14 protein-coding genes are annotated in these 18,845 nt (G+C 71.4%); 6 read left to right on the top strand and 8 right to left on the bottom strand.

Features of this window, described 5'->3' with window-relative positions; translation table 11 throughout:
- Window positions 1-9: 9 nt before the first annotated feature.
- Window positions 10-573 (bottom strand): hypothetical protein, encoded by a 564-nt coding sequence (locus ACGFML_RS18485; RefSeq protein ID WP_393544888.1) that lies wholly within the window; start codon window positions 571-573, stop codon window positions 10-12.
- A 69-nt stretch (window positions 574-642) separates the two neighbouring features.
- On the bottom strand, window positions 643-1,542 hold the full coding sequence (htpX, locus tag ACGFML_RS18480; protein ID WP_393544887.1) for a zinc metalloprotease HtpX: 900 nt from the start codon (window positions 1,540-1,542) through the stop codon (window positions 643-645).
- Between the two features lie 262 nt (window positions 1,543-1,804).
- Here htpX and ACGFML_RS18475 point away from each other — a divergent pair, with 262 nt between their 5' ends.
- Together ACGFML_RS18475 and ACGFML_RS18470 are read left to right on the top strand one after the other, a co-directional pair.
- The gene (locus ACGFML_RS18475; protein ID WP_393544885.1) at window positions 1,805-2,713 is read left to right on the top strand and encodes an LLM class flavin-dependent oxidoreductase; all 909 of its coding nucleotides are present in this window, start codon (window positions 1,805-1,807) and stop codon (window positions 2,711-2,713) included.
- Window positions 2,714-2,809: 96 nt separating this feature from the next.
- Entirely contained in the window at window positions 2,810-3,682 is an 873-nt protein-coding gene (locus tag ACGFML_RS18470; RefSeq protein WP_393544884.1) for a Cof-type HAD-IIB family hydrolase, read from the top strand.
- Here ACGFML_RS18470 and ACGFML_RS18465 read toward each other — a convergent pair.
- The 5 genes from ACGFML_RS18465 to ACGFML_RS18445 all read right to left on the bottom strand — a co-directional run bounded on the left by ACGFML_RS18465 (window position 3,654) and on the right by ACGFML_RS18445 (window position 12,992).
- A complete protein-coding gene (locus tag ACGFML_RS18465) occupies window positions 3,654-4,742 on the bottom strand; it encodes a M23 family metallopeptidase (protein WP_393544883.1) in 1,089 nt (362 codons plus the stop codon). The genes ACGFML_RS18470 and ACGFML_RS18465 overlap by 29 nt on opposite strands.
- A gap of 207 nt (window positions 4,743-4,949) precedes the next feature.
- Entirely contained in the window at window positions 4,950-6,629 is a 1,680-nt protein-coding gene (locus ACGFML_RS18460; RefSeq protein WP_393545580.1) for a GAF domain-containing sensor histidine kinase, read from the bottom strand.
- A 147-nt stretch (window positions 6,630-6,776) separates the two neighbouring features.
- The gene (gene cydD, locus ACGFML_RS18455) at window positions 6,777-10,442 is read right to left on the bottom strand and encodes a thiol reductant ABC exporter subunit CydD (protein WP_393544881.1); all 3,666 of its coding nucleotides are present in this window, start codon (window positions 10,440-10,442) and stop codon (window positions 6,777-6,779) included.
- Between the two features lie 12 nt (window positions 10,443-10,454).
- Complete coding sequence (cydB, locus tag ACGFML_RS18450) at window positions 10,455-11,474, bottom strand: cytochrome d ubiquinol oxidase subunit II (protein ID WP_393544879.1); 1,020 nt, start codon at window positions 11,472-11,474, stop codon at window positions 10,455-10,457.
- A 9-nt stretch (window positions 11,475-11,483) separates the two neighbouring features.
- Window positions 11,484-12,992 (bottom strand): cytochrome ubiquinol oxidase subunit I, encoded by a 1,509-nt coding sequence (locus tag ACGFML_RS18445; RefSeq protein ID WP_393544878.1) that lies wholly within the window; start codon window positions 12,990-12,992, stop codon window positions 11,484-11,486.
- 253 nt (window positions 12,993-13,245) lie between these two features.
- Between ACGFML_RS18445 and ACGFML_RS18440 the strand changes: the two genes are divergently transcribed.
- Window positions 13,246-13,614: a cyclophilin-like fold protein gene (locus ACGFML_RS18440; protein WP_393545578.1), complete on the top strand. Its 369-nt coding sequence runs from the start codon at window positions 13,246-13,248 to the stop codon at window positions 13,612-13,614.
- A gap of 69 nt (window positions 13,615-13,683) precedes the next feature.
- Here ACGFML_RS18440 and hisC read toward each other — a convergent pair whose 3' ends face one another.
- Window positions 13,684-14,763, bottom strand: a complete 1,080-nt coding sequence (gene hisC, locus ACGFML_RS18435) for a histidinol-phosphate transaminase (RefSeq protein WP_393544876.1) — start codon at window positions 14,761-14,763, stop codon at window positions 13,684-13,686.
- Between the two features lie 392 nt (window positions 14,764-15,155).
- Between hisC and ACGFML_RS18430 the strand changes: the two genes are divergently transcribed.
- The 3 genes from ACGFML_RS18430 (at window position 15,156) to ACGFML_RS18420 (ending at window position 18,779) form a co-directional block, all read left to right on the top strand.
- The gene (locus ACGFML_RS18430; protein WP_393544874.1) at window positions 15,156-16,256 is read left to right on the top strand and encodes a LacI family DNA-binding transcriptional regulator; all 1,101 of its coding nucleotides are present in this window, start codon (window positions 15,156-15,158) and stop codon (window positions 16,254-16,256) included.
- 353 nt (window positions 16,257-16,609) lie between these two features.
- Window positions 16,610-17,650 (top strand): metallophosphoesterase, encoded by a 1,041-nt coding sequence (locus tag ACGFML_RS18425; protein ID WP_393544872.1) that lies wholly within the window; start codon window positions 16,610-16,612, stop codon window positions 17,648-17,650.
- Between the two features lie 220 nt (window positions 17,651-17,870).
- Complete coding sequence (locus tag ACGFML_RS18420) at window positions 17,871-18,779, top strand: hypothetical protein (protein ID WP_393544870.1); 909 nt, start codon at window positions 17,871-17,873, stop codon at window positions 18,777-18,779.
- The last annotated feature ends 66 nt before the right edge of the window (window positions 18,780-18,845 follow it).

The raw sequence follows: 18,845 nt of genomic DNA, 5'->3' as shown, positions 1-18,845 counted from the left end.
CATCCCAGGTCAGAGCCCGGGCGCCCCCCACACCGGGAACCACCGCGACAGATCCTTCTCGATCGTCAGATCGTCCGCGAGCATCGCCCGCACCTGGAGCTCCAGCGGATTGTCCCGCTTCTCACCACCGTTCGGCTGCGGCGCGAACGGATAGAACGTGCCGCGCTTGTAGAGGTAGACCAGGGCCAGTGGCCGGTCCCGCCCGTCACGGAAGCCGATCAGCGAGCACAGCAGCTGCGGCCCGAACCCGGCCTCCTCCAGCGACGTGTTGACCGCGTGGAGGTCGTTGACCAGGCCCGCCACATCGTCCGGCGCCTGCCGGGCCAGCAGCCAGGTGTAGTCGTAGGCGTCCTGGGTGAATTCCACCGCCCCGCCCAGCAGCCCCTGCGCCTCCTCCTGGATGCGCGAGAACACCCCGCCCTCGACGCTCGCAAAACACACCGAGCCCCGGCCGGTGGGCACGAACCCGGCCGCGGCCTCCAGTGTCACGGCAGCCGACGGCAGGGCGAAAAGCTGGTCGAGATCGGGCCGGACCGGCTTGCTGCGGCCCAGAATGGCGTCCAGAAATCCCATGCGCGGCCTGCTCTCTTCACTCGCTGACGGATTCTGACGGGTTGGCCCGGTCGGATCGCCGCCGGGGCCTCAGGGCCGCCCCAGCTGCGCCGCGATCCTGGCGAGCTGGTCCAGCCGCTGTTCCAGGGTGGGGTGCGAGGACAGCAGTCGGCTGAAGCTCTCCTTGTTGAACGCCGGGGCGAAGTAGAACGCGTTGAACGGCTCGGCCTTGCGCAGATCCTCGGTCGGGATCCTCGCCATCTGGCCGGTGACCTTGGTCAGCGCCGAGGCCAGGGCCGACGGGCGGCCGGTCAGCATCGCGGCGGCGCGGTCCGCGGACAGCTCCCGGTAGCGGGACAGCAGCCGGGTCAGCAGAAAGCTGATGGCGTAGACGACCACACTGACAGCGGTGACGATCAGTACGGCGATGGCCGCGTTCTGGTCGCGGTTGTTGCGCCCGACTCCGCTCCACAGAGCGGCTCGGGTGATGATTCCGGCCAGCACGCCGAGGAACGACGCGATGGTCATCACGGCGACATCGCGATGCGCGACATGCGAGAGCTCGTGTGCGAGCACGCCCTCCAGCTCCTCCGGCTCCAGCCGCCGCAGCAGCCCCGTCGTGGCGCACACCATGGAGTTCTTCTGATTACGGCCGGTCGCGAAGGCATTGGGCACATCGGTATGGGCTACCGCGACCCGCGGCTTGGGCATATCGGCCAGCGCGCACAGCCGGTCCACGGCACCGTGCAGCTCCGGAGCCTCCTCCGGTGTGACCTCCCGCGCTCCCATGCTGAACGCCGCGATCCGGTCGCTGAACCAGAACTGGGCGACGAACAGACCTCCCGCGATGATCAACACCACCACCCAGGCGCCCTTGAGCAGCACCACCAGCACGCCGACGATCACGACGTACAGCAGTCCGATGAAGAACATCGTCGTGACCATGCGTGAGGTCAGCCCGCGGTCGGGGGCGAATCGGGTCTGTGCCATGGCTCCTCCACACTGCGCCGCGTCTCGCCGCAGCGCCGGACACCGAGCGCGCATCCCTTCCACGCGCCGCGCCCCTGCACTGCGCCGCTGCCCCGATTCTCCCTCTTCGTCGCTATATGTGGAGTAAAGCGCTGGGCGGACGGTTTCACGTGAAACGGTGCGCCGGCGCCCACCCGGCCGGAGCACGGGCCGCGAGTGACCGCCCGCCCCCGTAACGCAGGTCACTCCAGGCTTCCCGGACGCCGCCCGTACCCTTTACCGCATGAGCGCCCCTCTCCGTCTGAGCACCGTGATCCTTCCCGTCCGCCGCTGGCAGCAGGGCGGCCGCGAGCAGTGGCAGCGCGCGGAAGAGCTCGGGTTCCACACCGCGTACACGTACGACCATCTGTCCTGGCGGTCGTTCCGCGACCAGGCGTGGTTCGGCGCCGTGCCGACGCTGACCGCCGCCGCAGCGGTCACCTCGCGACTGCGGCTGGGCACGCTGGTGACTTCGCCCAACTTCCGGCACCCGGTCACCCTCGCCAAGGAACTGATCACCCTCGACGACCTCTCCGACGGCCGGATCACCCTCGGCATCGGCGCCGGCGGCAACGGCTTCGACGCCACCGCGCTCGGCCAGGAGTCCTGGTCCCCGCGCGAGCGTGCGGACCGCTTCGGCGAATTCGTGCCGCTGCTGGACCGCCTCCTCACCGAGGACGCCGTCACGCATCAGGGCACCCACTACTCGGCCGATGAGGCCCGCAACATCCCCGGCTGTGTGCAGCGGCCCCGGCTCCCCTTCGCGGTCGCCGCCACGGGCCCGCGCGGCCTGAAGCTCGCCGCCCGCCACGGCCAGGCGTGGGTGACGACCGGCGACCCCAAGATCTCCGCGACCGGCACCCCCGAGGACTCGGTGGCCGCCCTCCAGGGCCAGCTGGAGAAGCTGGAGAAGGCGTGCAGCGACATCGGCCGGGACTTCGCCGAGCTGGACAAGGTCCTGCTCACCGGCTTCACCCCGGACGGCAGCCGCCCGCTTCAGTCCGTCGATGCCTTCGTTGACTTCGCGGGCCGGCACCGTGCGCTGGGCTTCACCGAGATCGTCGTCCACGCACCGATCCCGGACTCCCTCTTCGCCGCTGACCAGAAGGTGTTCGAGCGGATCGCCACCGAGGCACCCGGCCTGCTCGGCTGACGGAAAGCCGGCGGGAAGCGGCGGGAAGCGGCGCTCCAGGGCTCAGGTGTGCGCCCCAGCGCACCCCTGTGCACCGCGGTGCGCGAAGATGGGCCCGTGACCGATGCCTCCGCCACACCGCCCGAACCGGCCGTTCCCGCCCGGCCGACCCGGCTGATCGCCACCGACCTCGACGGCACGCTGCTGCACGACGACAAGACGGTCTCCGACCGCACCATCGCCGCGCTCGCCGCCGCCGAGGAGGCAGGCATCGAGGTCTTCTTCGTCACCGGCCGCCCGGCCCGCTGGATGGACGTGGTCAGCGACCATGTGCACGGACACGGCCTGGCCATCTGCGCGAACGGCGCGGCCGTCGTCGACCTGCACCGAGGCCGCCGCATCGTCGAGGTCAGCCCCCTGGATCCGGCCGTCGCACTGGAGGTCGTGGCCGCGCTGCGCGGCGCGGCACCCGGGACCTCCTTCGCGGTCGAGCGCACGACGAGTTTCCACTACGAGCCGGAGTATCCGCCGTTGCACCGGGACCCGGCCGCGGTCGTCGCGCCGGCGGAGAAGCTCCTCGCCGAGGATTTCGGGAACTCCTCCGGGCGCTCCGGCCAGCCCGTCCTCAAGCTCCTGGCGCACCACCCGGACCAGGACCCGGACACCTTCCTGGCCCTGGCCCGCAAGGCGGCGGGCGCACTCGCGTCCTTCACCCGCTCCAGCCCCACCGCCCTCCTGGAGATCAGCGGCCCCGGAGTCAGCAAGGCCGGCACCCTCGCCCGCTGCTGCGCGGAGCGCGGCATCTCGCCCTCGGACGTGGTCGCGTTCGGCGACATGCCCAATGACATCGAGATGCTCACCTGGGCCGGCACGTCCTACGCCATGGCCAACGCGCACCCCGACGTGCTCGCCGCCACCACCGGCCGTACCGCCTCCAACAACGACGACGGCGTCGCCGTGATCATCGAGCGGATCCTCCGGACGCGCTGACCCCTGGGACCCGTACGCCGTGGTGGCGCAGCCACGGCACCGGGTCGACCCCCGACCCCAGGTAGGGCGTCCGCCGCACCTCGAAGTGCAGATGGGGACCGGTGGAGTTGCCGGTGTCGCCCGAGAGGGCGATGCGCTCCCCGGGCACGACCTGCTGGCCCGGCCGCACCAGCGGCGCCGACAGATGCGCGTACTGCGTGTAGAGGCCGTTGCGGTGCCGCACGACCAGGCTGATCCCGAACCCGTCACCGCAGGTCAGACTCGCGATACGGCCCCCACCGACGGCCCGTACGGGAGTGCCGACCGGCACCGCGAAGTCCTGGCCCGTATGGCTGGAGGCCCAGTGCGAGCCCGCGCCGCCGAAGGGGGCCGACAGCACATAGCGCTCCACCGGGCGCGTCCAGGGGGTCCCCTGCGTGCTCGCCCGCACAGCGGCCCGGGCGGCCATGGTCACCTCGCCCGAAAGCGAGTCGCACTTCCCGCTGCGGGATTCCTGCGACGCCAACTGTCGCAGGGTGTCCCGGGCCGACAGCAGGCCCCGGTCGGCACGTGCCCGCACCTCCTTGAGCCGGTCGCGGTCCGCGGCGAGCGCCGTCGCGCGGGCGAGCGCCAGCGCGCTGTCGGCCGCCAGCGTGCGGCCCGCACGCCGCGCGGTGTCCATGCGCGCCACCAGCGCGCGCTCCCGCCGCACCGTCTCCTCGTACTGACGGCGCAGTGGCGTCCGGCCGCCCGAGGCCACGCTCCGGGTGTACGCGACGAGGCTTCCGGTGCGGTACTGCGCGTCGGCGATCGCCCCGGCCCTGCGGCGCAGCACCTCGGCCGTCTTCCGGACCCGCACCAGCTCCCCGCGCAGCCGGACGCCCTCGGCCCGCTCCGCCAGCGCCGCGCGGTTCCGCTCTTCGTACGAGCGGTCCGCCCGCCGCGCCGCCTCGCCCAGCCGGATCACCGCCAGGCTCACATCGGCCAGCCGGTGCCGGGACGGGCGGTCCGCGGTGGCGTCCGGCCCGGTCACGGGGCGGCCGCCCGCCGCGGGTGCCCCGGTGGCCGCGGCCTGGGCCATCGGGGCACCTGGCGCGACGATTCCCACCGCCGCCGACACCGCCAGGGCGAACGCGCACACCGTGCACGCCCCCGCCCGTCTTGCCCCCCGCTCCTTCCACCACTCCGAAGAATGCATAGGCCGAGATTGACCCGGAATGTGCAGAAATAACCAGAGCGCAGGTCCACACGGCGCTCCCAAAGCCCCGAACGGACCAGCACCGGCTCCTCACAACGGCGCCTGCCACGTCACCTTGGTTCCGCCTGCCCCTTCACCCAGCCCCGGCCCGTACGCACTGGAACCACCGAGCGCCTCCGCACGCCTGGCGAGGTTCCTCAGACCACTGCGGCGGCCGCCCTCGGTGATGCCGACACCGTCGTCGGCGACCGTCAGCCGCACCGCGTCGGACCCGTCCGGCAGCGTGACCGTCGCATCGACAACGACCTCGATCCGGGACGCCTGGGCGTGCCGGAAGGAGTTCGAGAGCGCCTCACGCAGCGCGGCGATGAGGTTCTTGCCGGTCAACTCGCCGACCCGGGAGTCGACCGGACCGACGAAGTGCGCCGACGGCTGGAAGCCGAGCGGTACGGCGGCCGTGCCGATCTCGCGCAGCACCCGGGTCCGGAGTCCGGACGGCGCCTCGGCCGGGCCCTGCTGGAGGGCGAAGATCGCGGTACGGATCTCCTGGATGGTGACGTCGAGCTCGTCGACGGCCTTGGCGACGCCCTGCGTCACCTCCGGCACCACGGCCCTGCGCTGCGCGGTCTCCAGCATCATGCCGGTCGCGAAGAGCCGCTGGATGACGAGATCGTGCAGGTCGCGGGCGATCCGGTCGCGGTCCTCGAAGACCGCCAACCGCTCGCGGTCCCGCTGGGCGTCGGCGAGCACCAGTGCCAGCGCGGCCTGGGCCGCGAACTGGGTGGCCATCGTCCGCTCCGCGGCGGTGTACGGGCGGGCGTCGCGGCCGCGCGGGATCGTGAGCGTGCCCAGCACCCGGCCGCCGCTCTTGAGCGGCAGCATCATGCTCGGGCCGAAACGCTGCGCGACGGGCGTCACCATGCGCGGGTCGGTGGCCGAATCGTCCACGAACACCGGTTCACCGGCCAGGAGTTGCGCCACCACCGGGCTGTCCGGCGGAACCCGGGTGCCCATGATGCCGGCGGGTTCGTCCGCCGACACCGCGACGATCTCCAGCCCGCCCTCGTCGTCGGGCAGCAGCACGATGCCGGCCGCCGCCTCCGCCAGCCGCCGCGCCTGCTCGGCGACCACCGCGAGCGCGTCGTCCACATCGCTGCCCGCCAACAGTTCGGTGGTCACCGCCACCGAACCGTCGATCCAACGCTCCCGCTGCCGGGTCGCCGCGTGCATCCTGGCGTTGCCGATCGCGATGCCGGCCTCCGTCGCCAGCACCCGCACCATGTGCAGGTCCTCCTCGCCGAACTCCCCGCCGCCGCGCTTCTCCGTCAGGTAGAGATTGCCGAAGATCTCCCCCTGGACCCGGATCGGCACCCCCAGAAACGTCCGCATCGGCGGGTGGTGCGGCGGGAAGCCGGCCGCACGCGAGTCCTGGGTGAGGTCGGCGAGGCGCAGCGGCCGCGGGTCGTGGATCAGCGCGCCGAGCAGCCCCCTGTGGCCGTCCGGCAGCGCGCCGATCCGCCGGTGCTGCTCCCCGGTGACGCCGTAGGTGACGAAGTCCGACAGTCCCTCCCCGGCCTCGTCGACGATGCCGATCGCGGCGTAGCGGGCGTCGGCGAGCTCCGCGGCGGTCTCCACGATCCGGTCGAGGGTGACATGCAGATCGAGCCCCGCACCGACCGTGCGCATCGCCTCCAGCAGCTGCGGGATCCGTGCGGTCAGCTCGGACGAGAGGCCCTGGAGGCTGCGGGTGGCCTCGGTGGCCGCCTCCATGGGGTCGGGGGCCGGTGGCGCCTCCGACGCCGCACTGTCCGCCGGGTCCGGGGGTCCTGTCGTGGCTGCCATGCCATGAGCCTAATAAGCGCCCATTTCACGGGAAAGTTCGGTTATGGGCGAAGCGCCGGTGTACGGGCCGGACGCTCATACGGGGACGCCGACCGGTGCCGGCCCCGCTCCGTATGCCGCATCGACCGCCCGCTCCCGTTCCAGCATCCGCCGGAACGGGCCGTCGGCCGCGGCCAGCTCCGCGTAGGGACCGTGCTGCACGGCCCGGCCGCGGTCCAGCACGAGCACCTCGTCGACCGCGTCGAGACCGGTGAGCCGATGGGTGATCAGGAGCGTCGTACGGCCCTCGGTCGCGGCCAGCAGATCGGCGGTCAGCGCGTCGGCGGTGGCCAGGTCGAGATGCTCGGCGGGCTCGTCCAGGACGAGCACCGGGAAGTTCGCAAGCAGCGCACGGGCCAGCGCCAAGCGCTGGCGTTGGCCGCCGGACAGCCGGGCGCCGTGCTCTCCGACCATGGTGTCCAGGCCGTCGGGCAGGCCCCGGACCCAGTGCGCCAGCCGCGCGCGCTCCAGCGCGTCCCACAGGTCCCGGTCGCCGGAGACGGCGTCCGGACCGCCCCTGCGCGCGAGTTTGAGATTCTCCCGCAGCGAGCTGTCGAAGAGGTGCGCGTCCTGCTCGCACAGCCCCACCAGCCGCCGGACCGCGTCCCCGTCCATGGCCTGGGCGTCCGTCCCGGCGAGGGTGTATGCCCCGGCCTCCCGGTCCAGGAAGCGCAGCAGCACCTGCCCCAGCGTGGTCTTGCCCGACCCCGAGGGGCCGACGACGGCCAGCCGCCTGCCGGCCGTCAGGGTGAGGCTGACACCGTCCAGCGCCGGCCCGGCCTGCCCGGGATGGCGTGCGGTCAGATCCCTCACGGCCAGCGGGAACGGCGTCGTGGGGGCGGTGGCCGGCGCCTGCGGTTCGTGAACCGGCGCCGGGGCATCCAGCACCTCGAAGACCCGCTCGGCGGCGCGCCGGGTGCGCTGGCGGTACTGCACGGCGAGCGGCAACCCTGCCACCGCCTCGAACGCGGCCAGCGGGGTGAGCACGACGACGGCCAGCGCCACCCCGTCCAAGCGGCCCGTGTGTACGGCCTGGACACCCGCGACCGCGGCCGCGGCGACGGTCAGCCCGCTCAGCAGCGCGGAGAGTCCGGCGCCGGCGCCGGCCGCAGCGGCGGACCGGGAGGCGATCCGGGTCAGCTCGCGGTCCGCCCGCCGGGTCGCGTCCGTACGAGCCGGAAGGGCGCCGGCGACGGTCAACTCGGCCGTACCGGTGAGCAGATCGACGACACGGGTGGACAGCACCCCGCGGGCCGGTGCCAGTTGACGCTCCGCCCGCCGGGCCAGCGCGCCCGAGAGCCACGGCACACCGGCGCCGGCGAGCAGCAGTCCCACGGCGAGAATCGCGCCCGCCTCCGGCAACAGCCGGCTGGTGAACCCGACGGCACCCGCGCCGACCAGCACGGCCGCGCCGACGGGCAGCAGCCAGCGCAGGAAGTGGTCCTGCACCGCATCGACATCCGCGACCAGCCGCGACAGCAGATCGCCGCGGCGGCGCTCCTTGAGGCCGGCGGGCGCCAGCCGCTCCAGGCGCCGGAAGACCGCGACCCGCACGTCGGCGAGCATCCGGAACACCGCGTCGTGCGCGACCAGCCGCTCGGCGTAACGGAAGACGGCCCGCCCGATGCCGAACGCACGGGTCGCGGTGACCGCGACCATCAGATACAGCACCGGCGGCTGCTGCGCGGCTCGCGAGATCAGCCAGCCGGAGGTCGCCATCAGACCTACCGCGCTGCCCAGGGCGAGGCTGCCGAGCAGGAGGGCCAGCGCGAAACGGGCCCGGCGAGCGCGGGCCAGGTGACGTAGCCGGGCCAGGGCGGGCGCGGAGCGGTCACCGTCGGGAAGGTCCACGGCGTCGTCCTCGACGGCGGTGACGGCGTCGGCCGACTCCGTGGGACGTCCTCCGCTACGCGCCGCCGCACTGTCCTCGGTACGAGCCGTGCCGGTGTCCTCGGCACGAACCGTGTCACTGTCGTCGGTAATACGAGTCTCGGGCGCCGGGTCCGGCACCTGCGCCGGGCCCGCCAGCCGCACCACCCGGTCCGCCACCGCCAGCAGCGCCGGCCGGTGGACGACCAGCAGGACCGTACGGCCCGCCGCGAGTCGGCGGACCGCGGCCACGACGGCCTCCTCGGTCTCGCCGTCGAGGTTCGCGGTCGGCTCGTCCAGCAGCAGGATCGGACGGTCGGCGAGGAAGGCGCGGGCGAGCGCGATGCGCTGGCGCTGCCCCGCGGAGAGCCCGGTACCCGACTCGCCGAGCCGGGTGGCCGCACCGTCGGGGAGCACGTCGACGAAGTCCAGCGCCCCGGCGTCGGCCAGGGCCGCCCGAACCGCCGCGTCGCCCGCGTCGGGACGGGCCAGCCGGACGTTCTCGGCGACGGTGCCGGCGAACAGGTGGGGCCGCTGCGGGACCCAGGCGATCCGCTGCCGCCAGCTGTCGGGGGCCAGGGAGGCGATGTCCCGGCCGTCGGCCAGGGCCCGGCCCTCGGCCGGTTCGGTGAAGCCGAGCAGCACGCTCAGCAGCGTGGACTTGCCTGCGCCCGACGGGCCGACCAGGGCGACGGTCTCGCCGGGCCGGACCTCGAACGAGGTCGGAGGGAGCGAGTCGGTGCTCCGCCCGGGGTGCCGGACGACCAGATTCTCCACGGTCAGTGCGGTGCCCTCGGGCGCGGGCGCGGTGCCCGGCGCGGGCAGCGGCGTCTGGAGCACCGCAAAGATCTCCTCGGCGGCCGACAGCCCCTCGGCCGCGGCGTGGTACTGCGCGCCCACCTGCCGCAGCGGCAGATAGGCCTCGGGCGCCAGGACCAGCACCATCAGGCCGGTGTAGAGATCGAGGTCACCGTGCACCAGGCGCATCCCGATCCCGACCGCGACCAGGGCGACGGAGATGGTCGCGAGCAGCTCGAGGGCGAAGGAGGAGAGGAAGGCGATCCGCAGGGTGCGCAGCGTGGCCCGGCGGTATTCGCTGGTGATCGTCCGGATCGACGCGGCCTGGGCCTTGGCCCGGCCGAAGACCTTGAGGGTGGGCAGGCCCTCGACGACGTCGAGGAAGTGTCCGGAGAGCCGGGCGAGCAGACGCCACTGCCGGTCCATCCGTGACTGTGTGGCCCAACCGATGAGGACCATGAACAGCGGGATCAGCGGGAGGGTCAGGACGATGGTGAGTGCCGAGATCCAGTCGCCCAGGACGATCCGGGTGAGCACGGCGACGGGGACGACGACCGCCAGGCCCAACTGCGGCAGATAGCGGGCGAAGTAGTCGTCGAGAGCGTCGATGCCGCGGGTGGCGAGGGTGGTGAGTTCACCGGTGCCCGTCGCCGGTGAACCCGCGTCCGGAGCGCCCGGTACCTGCGCGTCATCACCGGCGCGGTGGGCAGGGGCCGCGGGGCTCAGCAGTGCCGCCCGCTCGATCAGCCGCATCCGCAGCTCGGACTTGACCGCCGCGCTCGCACGGTGGGCGGCCAGTTCGGTGAGCCAGGAGACCAACCCGCGGCCGACGGAGAGGCCGGCGAGCAGGGCGACCGGCGCAGTCAGGCCGCCAAGATCGAGATCGTGCTGGAAGGCACCGACCACGATCTCGGCGATCAGCATGGCCTGGCCGACCACCAGACCCGCTCCGGCCAGCCCGAGGATCACCACCGCGACAAGGAACAGGCGGGTGGCGCGGGCGTAGCGGAGCAGGCGTGGGTCGACCGGTTTCACGTGAAACCTCCGTCAGGTGGTGGGCGTCGCGGTGTGGGCGTCGGCGATGTGCTGGGTGCCGATGCGCTTGCGGAAGACCCAGTACGTCCACCCTTGGTAGAGCATCACGATGGGCGCGGCGATCCCGGCGCACCAGGTCATGATCTTGAGGGTGTAGGGACTGGACGACGCGTTGGTGACCGTCAGGCTCCAGCTCTCGTTCAGCGTCGACGGCATGACGTTCGGGAACAGCGTGAGGAACAGCATGGCGACCGCGGCCGCGATGGTGATCCCGGAGAACGCGAACGCCCATCCCTCCCGGCCGAGCCGGTTGGCCCCGAGCGCCGCGAGCAGCGCGACCACCGCGACGATCATCGCGACCAGGCTGGTCCCGTCACCCTTGTCGGCCTGGGTCCAGGCCAGGAAGGCCACCGCGGTCACGGCCGCGAGCAGTCCGAGGACGGTCGCCGTCCTGCGCGCCCGCTCCCGGATGTCGCCGACCGTCTTGAGCGAGGCGAACACCGCGCCGTGGAAGGTGAACAGCGTCAGGGTGACCAGTCCGCCGAGGAGCGCGTACGGATTCAGCAGGTCGAGGACGGTGCCGACGTACTCCTTGTGCGCGTCGATCTTCACGCCCCGCACGATGTTGCCGAACGCGATGCCCCACAGCACCGCGGGCAGGAGCGAGGTCCAGAAGATCGCCGTCTCCCAGTTGCGCTGCCACGTCTCCTCATCCCGCTTGGCGCGGTACTCGAAGGCGACGCCGCGCACGATCAGGCAGACGAGGATCAGCAGCAGCGGCAGGTAGAACCCGGAGAAGAGGGTGGCGTACCACTCGGGGAAGGCGGCGAAGGTCGCCCCGCCGGCGCTGAGCAGCCAGACCTCGTTGCCGTCCCAGACCGGGCCGATGGTGTTGATCAAGACGCGCTTCTCCCGCCGGTCCCGGGCGAGGAGCTTGGTGAGCACGCCGATTCCGAAGTCGAAGCCTTCGAGGAAGAAGTACCCGGTCCAGAGGAAGGCGATAAGGACGAACCAGACGTCGTGGAGTTGCACAGCCGCCTCCTAGTACGAGAAGGCCATCGGCCGGTCGGCGTCCGTGTGGTCGCCGCCGATCCTGGTGGGCGGGTTGAGGTCGGAGTCGGTGAGCTCCTGGGGGCCGGCCTTGACGTACTTCACCAGCAGCTTCACCTCGATCACGGCGAGGATCGCGTAGAGCGTGGTGAAGACGACCAGCGAGGTGATCACCTCGCCCTGCGAGACACCGGGGGAGACCGCGTCGGACGTACGCAGCACGCCGTAGACGACCCAGGGCTGGCGGCCCATCTCGGTGAAGATCCAGCCCCAGGAGTTCGCGATCAGCGGGAATCCGAGGGTCACAAAGGCGAGCGACCAGTACCACTTGGTCAGGCGGGCGCCCAGCTGCTTGTTCTTGGTGAGCGCGAGCCGGGGTGGTTCCTCGTCACCGGTACGCAGGCCCGGTGACAGCCAGAACTTCTTACGGGTGAGCCAGAGCCCGGCCAGCCCGATGGCGAAGGACGACATGCCGAAGCCGATCATCCAGCGGAAGCCCCAGTAGGCAACGGGGATGTTGGGCCGGTAGTCGCCGGGCCCGAACTTCTGCTGCTCGGCCTTGTTGACGTCGTTGATGCCGGGGACCGGCGACGTGAAGTCGTTGTGCGCGAGGAAGGAGAGCAGGCCGGGGACCTCGATGGCGACCGTGTTGTGGCCCTTTTCGACATCGCCGTACGCGAAGACGGAGAACGGCGCGGGCTCCTCCTTGTCCCACAGCGCCTCGGCGGCGGCCATCTTCATCGGCTGCTGCTTGAACATGACCTTGCCGAGCGAGTCGCCGCTGATCGCGGTGAGCAAGCCGGCGACTACCAGGGTGACCAGGCCGAGCCGCAGCGACGTCCGCATGACCTTGACGTGCTTCTTGCGCATCAGGTGGAACGCGGCGATGCCGACCATGAACGCGGCGCCGGTCAGGAAGGCGGCGGTGAGCGTGTGGAAGGCCACGACCAGGGTGGTGTCCTGGGTGAGCACCTTGAGGAAGTCGGTGAGCTCGGCACGTCCGGTCACGGCGTTGTACTTGTAGCCGACCGGATGCTGCATCCAGGAGTTGGCGGCGAGGATGAAGTACGCGGACAGGATCGTGCCGATCGAGACCATCCACATGCAGAAGCAGTGGATCTTCTTCGGCAGCTTGTCCCAGCCGAAGATCCACAGCCCGATGAAGGTGGACTCGAAGAAGAAGGCGATGAGCGCCTCGAAGGCCAGCGGGGCACCGAAGATGTCACCGACGAACCGCGAGTAGTCGGACCAGTTCATGCCGAACTGGAACTCCTGGACGATGCCGGTGACGACACCCATCGCGATATTGATCAGAAACAGCTTGCCCCAGAACTTCGTCGCCTTGAGGTACTTCTGCTTCGCCGTACGCACCCATGCGGTCTCCAGTCCGGCCACGAGAGCGGCGAGAGAGATCGTCAGGGGGACGAACAGGAAGTGGTAGACGGTGGTGATGCCGAATTGCCATCGCGCCAGAGTCTCTGGCGCCAACGCCAGTTCCACGTCGCTTCCTCCTTACGTCGCCGTTGCACCACGGCTACGGCAAAGTCCCTTTTGCGCCGATGACCGACGCAGACCGGGCGTGCGCTTGTGAACGCGTTCACATTCACAAGCATTATTACGCATGGGCTTTCAACCTTCGATAAGGGGGGTACGTGACCGCCGTCACGCAAGATTCCATGGCTCATGCATGTTTATTCCACGTTTACCGCGCGGCCCTTCCGCTGAACTTCAACATATTGTTGAATCCATGGCCATGAAGATTCGCATCTCCTGGCCCGCGGGGCACGTGACCGCGACCCTCGACGAGACCCCGACCGCCACGGCCCTGCTGGCCGCGCTGCCACTCGACGGCACCGCCCACACCTGGGGCGAAGAGGTCTACTTCGACACCGGGCTCACGCCCGCGCTGGAGGCCGGCGCCCGCCAGGTCGTCGAACCCGGCACGGTCGCCTTCTGGACCGAGGGCAACGCGCTCGCACTGCCCTACGGCCCCACTCCGATATCCCGGGGCGACGAGTCCCGCCTCGCCTCCCCGTGCAATGTGCTGGGACGCATCGACGGCGACCCCCGCCTGCTCGCCACCGTCCGAGGCGGCGATCCGATCCGCGTCCACAAAGCCTGAGGCCGCGGGTCGGTCGACCCGCGGCCCCAGCACCGCGCCGCACGGGCAACTCGCCCGCCCCGCAAGGAGTTACAGCGACTTGCGGAACTCCTGCGCGGCCTCCAGGAACAGATCCATCGCCGCGCTCTCACCGATCGTCACCCGCACCCCCTCACCGGGGAACGGCCGCACGACCACCCCGGCCCGCTCGCACGCCGCCGCGAAGTCGACCGTACGGTCCCCCAGCCGCAGCCAGACGAAGTTGGCCTGCGACTCGGGGACCGTCCACCCCTGTCCGACCAGCCCGTCGGCGACCCTGGCCCGCTCCGCCACCAGCGCATCGACCCGCTCCAGCAGTGCCGCCTCGCTGCGCAGCGACGCCACCGCCGCCTCCTGCGCCAGCTGGCTCACCCCGAACGGCACCGCCGTCTTCCGCAGCGCCGCGGCCACCGGCTCGTGCGCGACCGCGAACCCGACCCGCAGCCCGGCCAGGCCGTACGCCTTGGAGAAGGTCCGCAGCACACACACATTGGGCCGGTCGCGGTAGAGCTCGATGCCGTTCGGCACCTCCTCGTCGCGGATGAATTCGCAGTACGCCTCGTCCAGCACCACCAGGACGTCGCTCGGCACCCGGTCCAGGAAGGACTCCAGCTCGGCGCGGCGCACGACGGTGCCGGTGGGGTTGTTGGGGTTGCAGACGAAGATCAGCCGGGTGCGGTCGGTGATCGCGGCGAGCATCGCGTCCAGATCGTGCACCTCGCCGGCGGTCAGCGGCACCTGCACCGGGGTGGCACCGGACACCTGGGTGACGATCGGGTACGCCTCGAACGATCGCCAGGCGTAGATCACTTCATCGCCGGGCCCGGCGGTCGCCTGCACCAGCTGCTGGGCCACGCCCACCGAGCCGGTCCCGGTCGCCAGATGCGTCAGCGGCACCGAGAGATGCTCGGCGAGCTCCGCCATCAGGCCCGTGCAGGCCAGGTCCGGATAGCGGTTCAGGGCCCCGGCGGCGGCCACCGCGCTCTCCAGGACCCCCGGCAGCGGCGGATAGGGGTTCTCGTTGGAGGACAGCTTGTAGGCCGCGGGGCCGTCCGCCGCCGCGGGCCGCCCCGGCTTGTAGGTGGGGATGCCGCCCAGCGCAGCACGCAGCTTCGGGGTCTTCTCGCTCACCGCAGGTCCTCCTCGACCGTCCCGCTCGACTCCAATACTGCATACCTTATGAGGATTGCCCCGGTCGGCGGCAGCCCCAGATTCTCCGGCGGCATCCGTGGGCAGCCTCACGACATCCGCGCACAGGCTCTGCGGAGCGCTCCCCTCTCTGTTACGCGCCGGTGGCTCGCGCCCTGGCGCGCGTCCCTCGTGAAGGTGACTTGAGACCTCTTCGAGACCCGGGCCGATCGCCAGGCGAGGGCACCCGAAAACCCCGCGTATCATCGTCGTGGACGCCAACTACCTTGATTTCAAAGGAAATTGATGGCCCATCACTATGCAGAAACGTACCTTTTAACGAGCCTCGGCGGGGCCCCGCGAATGGCCCTGCCGAGCCCTACTATCGGCTCGCCATGACAGCAGCAGGGAAGCACCAGGTGAGCCGGTCGACCGGCCGCCGGCTGGGACGAGCGGGCATCCGGGACGTTGCCGCCGCGGCCGGTGTATCGATCACGACTGTCTCCGACGCGCTCAACGGCAAGGGTCGGCTTCCGGATGCCACCCGCAGCCACGTCCGCGAGGTGGCCGAGCGGCTGGGCTACCGCCCCTCCGCCGCCGCCCGCACCCTCCGTACCGGCAAGTCGGGGCTCCTCGGCCTGACCGTGACCACGTACGGGGATGAACCTTTCACCTTCACAGAATTCGCGTACTTCGCGGAGATGGCCAGAGCCGCCACCTCCGCCGCGCTGGCCCGTGGCTACGCACTGGTCATCCTCCCCGCGACCTCCCGCCACGACGTGTGGTCCAACGTCGCCCTGGACGGCACCGTCGTCATCGACCCGGCCGACGGCGACCCCGTCGTCACCGAACTCGTCCGGCACGGCATCCCCGTCGTCTCCGACGGCCGCCCCGGCGGCGCCCTGCCGGTCACCGGCTGGGTCGACAACGACCATGAAGCGGCCGTCCTCGGCCTGCTCGACCACCTCGCCGACGCCGGCGCCCGCCGCATCGGCCTGCTGACGGGCACCACCACCGACACCTACACCCGGCTCTCGACCACCGCCTATCTGCGCTGGTGCGAACGCGTCGGCCAGGATCCGGTCTACGAGTCCTATCCGGCACACGACCCGTGCGCCGGTGCCGTCGCCGCCGACCGGCTGCTGGCCCGCCCGGACCGGCCCGACGCCGTATACGGGCTCTTCGACCCCAACGGCACGGACCTGCTGGCCGCCGCCCGGCGCTACGGCCTGCGCGTACCCGAGGACCTGCTGCTCGTCTGCTGCAGCGAGTCCACCGTGTACGCCACCACCGAGCCGCCCATCACGACGCTCTCCCTCAAGCCACGCCGCATCGGAACCGCCGTCGTCCAGATCCTCATCGACGCCATCGAGGGCCTTGACCACGGTCACCCCATCGAACAGGTGATACCGACCGATCTGATCGTGCGGACCTCGTCCCAGCGACGTTCGACGCGGACGACCATCAGCCCCCCTCGGGGACCGGCCGGTACCTGAGCGCACGTCGTCGCGCGACGAATCATGCGTAACATCGCCGTCCACACGCCTCCTTGGGCCAGGAAAAAACAGGGTGATCCCGGGAGAAATCAGCCGCGAACGCCTGGCTCCCGCCGATTGACCACCCCCGGGTGCGTCACAACCCGCGAGCAGCATTCCTATGATGGGCGCACGACACCGCGGACCGCCGTCGACCAGGCAAGGTCCGAGAGGTGCACGGCGGCGCGACGGTGGAGGGGTCGATGACTCAGGGGGCCAGTCAGGGACCCATGGTGTGGACCATGGCGGGACAGATTCCGGCGTCCCCTCCGCCACCCGGGCCACGCTCCGGCGCGCCCGCGGGACCGCCTCCCATGCCACCGGCCGGACCGCCGGTGCATCTGCCCGCCGGGCCGCCGGCCGCACCGCCTCTGGTGCCGCCCCCGGCCGCGCCGGTCGAGCTGCCCGAGGAGTACACCCCGACCGCGCGGGACCTCCCGGTCATCGGTGCGGGCCGTACGGACACCCTCATCGACCGTCCGGCCGCCGACCTCGTGCCGGCGCCCGAGACCGTTCTCGAGCAGGACACGCCCGAGGGCATGGGCCCGCTCTATGTCGTCGGCGACGTCCACGGCTACTACGACGAGCTGCGCGAGGCGCTCGCCGCCGAAGGGCTGATCGACGCCGACGGCAACTGGGCGGCCGGCAACGCCCGCCTCTGGTTCCTCGGCGACTTCACCGACCGCGGCCCGGACGGCATCGGCGTCATCGACCTGGTCATGCAGCTCTCCGCCCAGGCCGCGGCGGCCGGCGGCTACTGCAAGGCCCTGATGGGCAACCACGAGCTGCTGCTGCTGGGCGCAAAGCGGTTCGGCGACACCCCGGTCCAGTCCGGCGCCGGCACCGCCTCCTTCCAGGCCGCCTGGCTGCTCAACGGCGGCCAGAAGTCGGACATGGACCGCCTGGAGGACCACCACCTGCAGTGGATGGCCCGCCTGGACGCCGTGATGGAGGAGGACGGGCATCTGCTCGTGCACTCCGACACCACCGCCTACCTCGAGTACGGCGACTCCATCGAGGCCGTCAACGACACCGTCCACGACGTGCTCACCCGCAGCGAGGCCGACGAAGTCTGGGATCTCTTCCGCAAGTTCACCAAGCGCTTCGCCTTCCGCGACGAGTCCGGCTCGGAGGCCGTGCGCGAACTCCTGGACGCCTACGGCGGCGAGCGCGTGGTGCACGGCCACAGCCCGATCCCGTACCTGCTGGGCGAGGTCGGCGCCGAGGACGGCGAGAGCGACGGAAGCGCCGTCGACGGCCCGCACGTCTACGCCGAGGGACTCGCCATCGCCATGGACGGCGGCGTCACCATGGCCGGAAAGCTGCTCGTCGTTCAACTTCCGCTGGCCGGCTGAGCCTTCACCCGGCAGCCGTCCGCCGGCCCGGTGACGGGTCGGCGGACCGGGCCGGCCGGGCGGATTCCGGTCGCGGCATTACTCAAATTCCGCAAACCCACTGTCACCCCCCGGCGGAGGCGCTCTACCATCGGGCTATCCGTAGCAGGCTCTCCTCCGTTTCCGCCCACAGCCCGGCCCAGCCGGCCCGTACGGCCCTACGGAGCATCGGGGGATCCACATGAACAGCGCTCCGCACCTGCTGAACGAGGACCGCGAGGAGTTCGCGCGGCTCCTCGATGAGGCACTGCGCACCGCCGGACACCGCCCGGACAGCCCCACGTCCGCCGCCGGAAAACACCTCGGCGCCGAGCAGTTGCGCACGATGGCCCTCAGCGCCACCACCGCCATCGCCGCCTGCGCGACGGCCGAATACCAACGCTACGTCCAGCTCCGCAGCGCCTTGCGCGCACCCGCTACGGCGCCCTCCGAGGGCGCGGAACGGGTATCGGAACCGACGGGGGAGAGCGGCGAGGCGACAGCTTCGGCCAGCGGCGCGGGGCCGGGCGACACCACGTCCATATCTCTGTCCCCGGAGGCGGCCGGCGCCGGGCTGGCCGCCATGATCGCCGTCCTGGTGCCGGTCCTGGCCGGTATCGCGGCCATCCTCTTTCTCCTCATCGGCTACATCCTGCGCGCCGTCAGCCCCGACAAGTCCATGGCCCAGCCGCTGATCAGCGTCGGCTGGATATTCGCCGCGCTGACGGCGGCCGGCTCCCTTGCGGCCATGGGCGGCCTCGTCATCACGGCCCTGCGCAACGGCTCCGCGTCCGCCCACGCCACCAGAGCGAACGAACTCCTGGCCGTGGACCTCGACCGCGCCCGCGACGCCTGGCGCCACGCCCTCCTCGAACGCGGCCTCCTGCCGTTTCTCCGTGAGGCACTCGCCGACGCCACACCCACCGCCGACCCCGCCCGGTACGTTCCCGGCCCCGCCCCGCAGTCCCGCATCCCCACCCTGGGCTACAGCCGCCCCGCCTTCAGCAGCCGGGACAACGGCCCGTCGGCTTCGCGCCCGCGCTATTCCAGTCCGGACTTCACCAGCCCGGAACACGGAGGGCGGGACGCCGACGAGGCATCCACGGAGTGACTCCTGGCTCCGCAGGGCCGGTCCGGCACAGGGGGCGACCACGGGCAAGCGGTCAGGAGGGCCGCA

The sequence above is a fragment of the Streptomyces sp. NPDC048650 genome, from assembly GCF_043199095.1.
Classification (GTDB): Bacteria; Actinomycetota; Actinomycetes; order Streptomycetales; family Streptomycetaceae; genus Streptomyces.
The sequence above is the reverse complement of the archived record's forward strand: the minus strand, read 5'-3'. Positions and strand labels throughout refer to the sequence as shown.